At 65.7% G+C, this 6,712-nt stretch carries 7 protein-coding genes; 2 read left to right on the top strand and 5 right to left on the bottom strand.

Translation table 11 applies throughout. The features are described 5' to 3' along the window. The 5 genes from WBV89_RS18080 to WBV89_RS18060 all read right to left on the bottom strand — a co-directional run. A partial coding sequence (locus WBV89_RS18080) for a NosD domain-containing protein (RefSeq protein WP_423982724.1) occupies positions 1 to 1,373 on the bottom strand: 1,373 nt, incomplete at its 3' end. 64 nt (positions 1,374 to 1,437) lie between these two features. Beyond that, complete coding sequence (locus WBV89_RS18075; protein ID WP_423982723.1) at positions 1,438 to 2,289, bottom strand: molybdopterin-dependent oxidoreductase; 852 nt, start codon at positions 2,287 to 2,289, stop codon at positions 1,438 to 1,440. Next, positions 2,286 to 3,107 (bottom strand): cytochrome b/b6 domain-containing protein, encoded by an 822-nt coding sequence (locus WBV89_RS18070; protein ID WP_423982722.1) that lies wholly within the window; start codon positions 3,105 to 3,107, stop codon positions 2,286 to 2,288. The genes WBV89_RS18075 and WBV89_RS18070 overlap by 4 nt, the downstream gene beginning before the upstream one ends. Positions 3,108 to 3,208: 101 nt before the next feature. Continuing rightward, a complete protein-coding gene (locus WBV89_RS18065; RefSeq protein WP_423982721.1) occupies positions 3,209 to 3,658 on the bottom strand; it encodes a cupredoxin domain-containing protein in 450 nt (149 codons plus the stop codon). Further along, complete coding sequence (locus tag WBV89_RS18060) at positions 3,655 to 5,289, bottom strand: long-chain fatty acid--CoA ligase (RefSeq protein WP_423982720.1); 1,635 nt, start codon at positions 5,287 to 5,289, stop codon at positions 3,655 to 3,657. The genes WBV89_RS18065 and WBV89_RS18060 overlap by 4 nt, the downstream gene beginning before the upstream one ends. 42 nt (positions 5,290 to 5,331) lie before the next feature. On the opposite strand from WBV89_RS18060, the gene WBV89_RS18055 reads away from it, so the two are divergent. Together WBV89_RS18055 and tpx are read left to right on the top strand one after the other, a co-directional pair. Beyond that, positions 5,332 to 6,012, top strand: a complete 681-nt coding sequence (locus tag WBV89_RS18055) for a hypothetical protein (RefSeq protein ID WP_423982719.1) — start codon at positions 5,332 to 5,334, stop codon at positions 6,010 to 6,012. Positions 6,013 to 6,059: 47 nt separating this feature from the next. Beyond that, positions 6,060 to 6,554: a thiol peroxidase gene (gene tpx / locus WBV89_RS18050; RefSeq protein ID WP_423982718.1), complete on the top strand. Its 495-nt coding sequence runs from the start codon at positions 6,060 to 6,062 to the stop codon at positions 6,552 to 6,554. The last annotated feature ends 158 nt before the right edge of the window (positions 6,555 to 6,712 follow it).

The following is a 6,712-nucleotide window of genomic DNA, read 5'->3' as shown; positions in this document are numbered from 1 at the left end:
GGCTGGCTGTCCGCTTCGGCCAACCAACCGAACACGTCGAGCGGATCGACCGACCACGCGGGGTCGTCGGCGGGCACCGCCGCGGATCCGCACGGGGCGAGCGTCTCGAGATCGGCGGGCTGGCTCGACGTGATGATGTTGCCGGCCCAGCAGTTGCGCAGGTCGCCGGTCGGAACGTCGACACCGGCCACACCGAGGTCGGCGCCGCGGCTCTCGCTGATGTCGTTGTCACGCACGATGTTGTCGTACGCCTCCCAGAGCACCGCCTCGGGAATGTCCTCGGCGAGCGGCTGCAGTCGCTGCTCCTCGCAGGAGATCTCCCACTCGTCCTCCGTCGGGACGTCGTCGTTGGCAGCTTCTTCCAGGAACGGAGTCAGCGAGATGCCGGTTCGATCATGGTCGTAGATCAGGTTCCGTTCGATCGTGTTGCCGATGCCACCGGCCACGACCACGCCGTTGCCCATGGCGAGCAGCGCGACGTCGATCGCCGGCGTGTCCGGTTGGTTGTTCGAATAGATGGTGTTGCCGACGATGAGGTTGTCACGCTGCGGATAGCAGAGTTCGTAGCTGCCCGAGTTGGGGACCACTCCGGCGCGGTTGAAGCGGAACGTCGAATTGACGATCGTCAGGTTTCCACCCGCGTTCGTGCCCGAGTATCCGAGCCCGTTGTGCTCGGACAGAACGTTGTCCATCACCGCGTTGCAGGGGTAGCACTGCCCGATGTAGAAACCGGCGTCGGGGCTGCCCGCGCCGTACGAGTTCTCGATCTGGCCGTTCACCGAGTCGAACGCGTAGACGCCGTAGTCACCGACGCGGTACGCCGTGATGTACGACGCGCGATATCCGTCGGCCGCGGTGAAGAAGACACCGTTGTCGGTGTAGTTCTGCGTCGTGAGGTTCTCGACGGCGACGCCCTTCGCTCCGAGCACGCGGATGCCGTTGTCGAGTTCGAATTCTCCGTCGAGGACGACGCCTTCACGTTCGAGTCCGCGGATGACGATCTCGTCGGTGACGACGTCGACGGCCTCGTTGTAGACGCCTGGGGCGATCAGCACGAGGTCTCCGGCCTGAGCTGCGTCGACTCCCTCCTGGATCGTCGCGTACTCGTCGGGAACGTTGAGCACGCCGTCGTCATCAGCCTCGGCCGGCGCTTCGGTCTCGGACGGGGCCTCGGTTGCATCCGACTCGCCCTCCGCGGCGTCGGTCGCAGCGGGCGCCGTGTCGTCGGACGCCTCGGTTGTATCGGACGCCGGCTCGGTTCTCGCGACCGCGCCTCCTTCGAAACTCGCGTCCTCGGTCTCGGAGCTGTCACTCCCGCCACACGCAGCCACGACGAGCATCACACCCGCCAGCATCGCAATCGCCTGCTTCATCGTTCCCCACCTTCGTCTCGTGTCGAGCCAGACAGTAGCCACACGAGGGCGGGAGCTCACATTTTCAGAACCCGGAGTGGAGGTCGTAGCCCCGTTCGGTCCAGTAGTCGGTGGGGCGATCGTCGGTGAACTCGATCGAGCCGACTCGTTTGATCTGTTTGATCCCGTACTTGAAGGGTGTGACGAGGCGAATCGGTGAGCCGTGCCCGGCCGTGAGCGGTTCGCCGTTGAGCCGCCACGCCAACAGCGTCTGGGCGTGGCGCACGGTGTAGTTGTCGATGGCAGCGCTGTAGTCGCGCCGTACGTCGTCGCCGGGTGGGGTGCGCAACACCGCCCACTCGGACGACAGTTCGTCGGGTGCATAGCGGTCGAGTACGTCGGAGAGCCGGACGCCGGTCCAGTGCACGATGTTCGCCCACCCCTCGATGCACTTGTGCTCGCAGACCAGTTCCTGCACCTCGAAGTCGGACGTGATCGACGCGAGCGGGATCGGATCGATCGTGTCGCCGGAGCGTGACGTGACCGCGATCTCCCAGTTCGCAGCCTCGTCGTCGGTCACCTCGATCAAGTCGCCGGCCTCGTCCTCGAGTCCGTGGCGGCCGTTGATCCGCAGTTCCTCGCGATCGTCGAGCGAGAAGGTGCGCGCCCGCGCTCCGTCTCGCTGCACACGGTCCCACACGCTCTGGTTCCAGTCGAGACCAGCCCGGACGAACCGCGGGATGCTCTCGTTCTCCTCCTGGTTCTGCAGTCGGTTGAACCCGATGTAGCCGGCAATGCCGAGGCCTGCGAACGACAGGAACGCCCGACGCGACCTCTTCGTGTACTCGGCGTGGGAGATGATCTCCCCGTCGTCGGTCTGCTCGCGGAGCATCCGTTCGCGGGCTGCCTCCGCCTCGTCATGGGCGTCGCCGATCATGATCCGCTCCCTTCCGTCAGCGGCTCGGCCGAGTCGGGCGACCGGTCGTGTGCAATCTCCTGGTGGGCGTCGTCGGGGCCGAAGGCTGCGACGGGTGCGACCTCCGGGTCGTCGCGGCGCCCGAGGCGGTACCCCGTGATGATCGACGCGAAGTTGGCCCACCCCGCGCGGATCACTTGGACGATGTGGACGAAGAAGAACAGCAGCAGCAGGATCGACGCCGTGAAGTGGACGAATCGTGCGTAGTCGTAGCCGCCGAACATGGCCTCGAGCCACGACAGCTGACCCGACTTGTAGATCGCGAAACCGCTCACCACGAGCAGCGCCGAGATCACGATGACCAGTGTGTAGGTGACCTGTTGTGCCGGGTTGTACTTGCCCTGGACCGGCTTGTCCGCACGCAGGTGGAGGTCGTGGGCGACCGACTTGCGGGCATCCTTGATGCCCTGGACATCGGGGACGATGTGGCGCCACTCGCCTCGGCGCGACAGGTAGATCAGGTAGACGAGCCCGTTCAGGACGAAGAACCAGCCGAACGTGAGGTGGAAGGCGATCCCCTTCGCCAATTTGCGTTCGAGTTGGAGAGCGCTGTTCACCCCGTCGGGCCAGAACTCGAAGATCTGCCACCCGCCGATGCCGATCGCATACGGCTCCTGCAGGTCGGACCAGTAGATCCGCATGCCGCTGTAGAGCATGATCATCAGCAGCGGGAAGTTCAGCCAGTGCATCCACCGCAGCGCCAGCGAGTGCTTCAGCTTGGCGACGCGAACGTCGCCGAGGTCGCCCTCGTCAACGGTTCGATCCGATCGCATGGTCATCGACACGAGTGTCCCACGGAGCCGATGGATCATGTGCAAGGGCGCCAGACGTTTGGCGACCGTTTCGATTTCGGTTCAGGGTTGTTCTCGAACGGTGCCCGTCAGGCCGGTTCGGTCACCACGATCGCACCGACCATTCCCGCGTCCTTGGTCCCGTGGATCGAGCAGTAGTAGCGGTACACGCCCGGCTGGTCGAAGAGATGGGAGTACTCCTCGGTCGGCGCAAAGCCGCCGCGGTCCACACCCCAGTCGAGATCGTCCTCGACCGGGAGGACGTCGTGGTCGTTCCGGCCGCCGTTCAGCCACCGCACCTCGGTGCCGGCGGCGACCTCCACGGTCTGCGCGACGAAGCTGTTGTCGAGCGCGCGAACCTCGGTGGTCGTGCCGTTGGCCGGGAACGATTCGCCCGCTTCGTCCAGGGGGACGTCGGTCGGGAGCGGTGGCAGCGTCTCCGGGGCGGCGTCGGGGCTCGTGTACGTGTCCGGTGGGTCGGGCGCACACGCCACTCCGAAGAGGGTCAGCGTCGCTGCGAGCGTGATCAGTCGCTTCACGGCTGCATCAGCGTGTTCTGGTGCGACTCGCGCAGCGTCTTCTTGGAGAACTTGCCGACGCTCGTCTTCGGGACCTCGTCGATCCAGATCACGCCCTTCGGAAGCTGCCACTTGGCGACCTTGCCGTCGAGGAACTCGAGGATCGATTCCTCGGTGGGCTCCTCTCCCGGAACCCGGACGACGCATGCCAGCGGTGCCTCGCCCCACTTCGGATGCGGCACACCGATCACGGCAGCTTCGACGACCTGCGGGTGGGCCATGATCTCGTTCTCGAGTTCGACAGAGCTGATCCATTCGCCGCCCGACTTGATCAGGTCCTTCGTCCGGTCGACCAGCCGGATCCGACCGCGCTCGTCGACCGTCGCGACGTCACCCGTCTTCAACCAGCCGTCGTCGGTGAAGCTCTCGCCGCTGCGTTCGTCGTCGTAGTAGTCCGCCGCGATCCAATTTCCCCGACACTGCAGCTCACCACTCGACTCACCGTCCCACGGGATCGCCTCCATGGTGGTCGGGTCGACGACCCGGGCATCGACGCCGAACGAGATCCGCCCGACCTGGGTGCGCAGGTCGGCCTGCTCGTCGATGGAGAGTTCGAGCTGGTCCCCGTCGAGTTGGCACACCGAGGCGACCGGGCTCGTCTCGGTCATCCCCCAGGCCTGGAGGATCGGGAGGCCCAGCTGTTCGCGATATGCCTCCGACAGCGACTTCGGCACGGCCGATCCACCGCACGGAATCGTTCGGAGCGAGGACGTGTCCTTGCCCTCCAGCTCCGGCAGCACCGCCATCCAGATCGTCGGGACACCGGCGGCGACCGTGACCTTCTCGTCGACGATCAGCTTCGCAACCGCCGGCCCGGACAGGTCCGGTCCGGGCATGATCAGCGATGCTCCGGCGGCGACGGCCGCGTGCGCGAGCCCCCACGCGTTCGCATGGAACATCGGCACGACCGGCAGGATCACGTCGGACTCGCGGGCGCCGAGGCCGTCCGCCATCATCGCGGCCATCGTGTGCAGGTACGTCGAGCGATGGCTGTACACGACACCCTTCGGATTCCCGGTCGTCCCGCTCGTGTAACACATGCTGGCGGCTTGATGCTCGTCGGTGATCTCGGGCCAGTCGACCCCGTCGGCCGCCGCGAGCAGCTCTTCGTAGTCGTGGATCTGTACTCCACCGTCGCCGAGACCGTCGGGCACCTCACCCTTGCCGTCGTCCATGATCACCAGATGCCGGAGCCGCTCGAACGTCGGCATCAGCGGTGCGAGCAATCCGAGGAGCGACTTGTCGGCGAAGATCACCTCGTCGTCGGCGTGGTTGACGATGTAGGTCAGCTGCTCGGGGAACAGTCGGATGTTCAAGGTGTGCAGGACGCGACCCGTGCACGGTGCCGCGAAGTACAGCTCGAGGTGGCGCGCGGTGTTCCACGCGAACGTGGCGACGCGACCATCAGCCGAGATCCCGAGGTCGTCCAACACTCCGCCGAGTCGCCGGGTTCGCCGGGCCCATTCCGCGAACGTCGTGCGCTCGACGCCGCTTCCCGTCGCGGTCACGATCTCCTTGTGACCGAAGTACTGCTCGGCACGCCCGAATAGGTGCGTGATCGTGAGTGGAACGTCTTGCATCAACCCCTGCATGAGCGCCGAAGGTAGCGCATCGCGGGCTACCGTCGAATTCCCGTGAGCGACGCCGACACCGAACTTCCCGACCCCGTGGGCCCGCCGGTGTCGACCGCGCCCGTCGAGGTCCTCCATCAACCCCCGCGCTGGGCGCCGCTGACGCTCGTCGCCTTCGTCGCTCTGGTGATCGCCACGAACGTTGCGAACGCCACCTGGGCCACCCTGGTCGACAACGATTCGCCCAATCCCGGCCTGCTGCTCCTGCTCTCGTCGCGCAATCGGTACCTCGCGTTCGCCCTCGGTGCCGACATCTCCGTCCCCGTCTACGCGGTCGTCGGGATGGCTCGAATCGCGCTGGCATTCGCGGTGTGTCACCTGATCGGACGCGCGTACTCGTACCAGGCGACCGGGTGGTTCAAGAAGTACCTCGGATTCACCGACGATGCCGAGAAGGCCTTCGACCGCGGGTTCGAGAAGGCCGAATGGGCATTGATCCCGATCTTCTCGGGATCGAACATCGTCGCGGTGCTCACCGGGGTCCGTCGGACCCCGATTCCCAAGCTGATCCTTCTGCTCTCGATCGGGATCGCCGGTCGACTCGCGCTCATCTGGTGGTTGTCGCGATTCTTCGATGACCAACTCGACAGCTTCCTGGGCTTCACCACCCGCTACCAGTGGTGGGTGCTCGGCGCCTCGGTCCTCAGTGTCGTGTTGATCAACCTCAAGAACGTGCGCCGATAGCCGCTCGGTGTTGGCAGGCGACGACTCGATGGTCGTAGTGTGCCGACATGGCTGAAGTGACTCTTGGGGGCAACCCCGTCAACACATCCGGTGATCTTCCCGCGGTCGGCGGCTCTGCTCCGTCGTTCTCGCTGGTCGGCAACGACCTCGGTGAGGTGAACAGTTCCAGCCTCGACGGCAAGAACGTCATCCTCAACATCTTCCCGTCGGTCGACACCCCGACCTGCGCGACGAGCGTGCGCACGTTCAACCAGCGTGCCGCAGACCTCGACAACACGGTTGTGCTGTGCGTGTCGGCCGATCTCCCGTTCGCCCAGAGCCGATTCTGCGGCGCGGAGGGGATCGAGAACGTGTCGAGCGCATCGACATTCCGCTCGACCTTCGGTGCCGACTACGGGGTCACGCTCACCGACGGTCCGCTCGCGGGTGTGCTCGCACGTGCGGTGGTCGTCGTCGGTCCCGACGGTTCGGTCAAGCACACCGAACTGGTCTCCGAGATCGCTCAGGAGCCTGACTACGACGCCGCGCTCGGCGCCGTCTGACGCATCCCTCCGGTGAGAGTTCGGACGACCCGGTCGTCTCACATCTCACCGGAACGACAGCGCCCGGCCGTGCGGTGAGATCCCGGACGGAGAGGCCGTCTCACATCTCACCGGAGCGGCTGCGGGCGCGGGTGGTGGTCGCGGTCGATGTGGTGAGA

Source organism: Ilumatobacter sp. (assembly GCF_049588435.1).
In the GTDB taxonomy this organism is placed as follows: domain Bacteria; phylum Actinomycetota; class Acidimicrobiia; order Acidimicrobiales; family Ilumatobacteraceae; genus Ilumatobacter_A.
Note: the sequence above shows the minus strand (reverse complement) of the source record. Positions and strands in the feature narration are given on the sequence as shown.

Excerpts from the sequence above, each read along its gene's own strand:
- tpx (WP_423982718.1), top strand. The coding sequence starts at position 6,060 with ATGGCTGAAGTGACTCTTGGGGGCAACCCCGTCAACACATCCGGTGAT.
- WBV89_RS18060 (WP_423982720.1), bottom strand. The coding sequence starts at position 5,289 with ATGCAGGGGTTGATGCAAGACGTTCCACTCACGATCACGCACCTATTC.
- WBV89_RS18075 (WP_423982723.1), bottom strand. The coding sequence starts at position 2,289 with ATGATCGGCGACGCCCATGACGAGGCGGAGGCAGCCCGCGAACGGATG.
- WBV89_RS18070 (WP_423982722.1), bottom strand. The coding sequence starts at position 3,107 with ATGACCATGCGATCGGATCGAACCGTTGACGAGGGCGACCTCGGCGAC.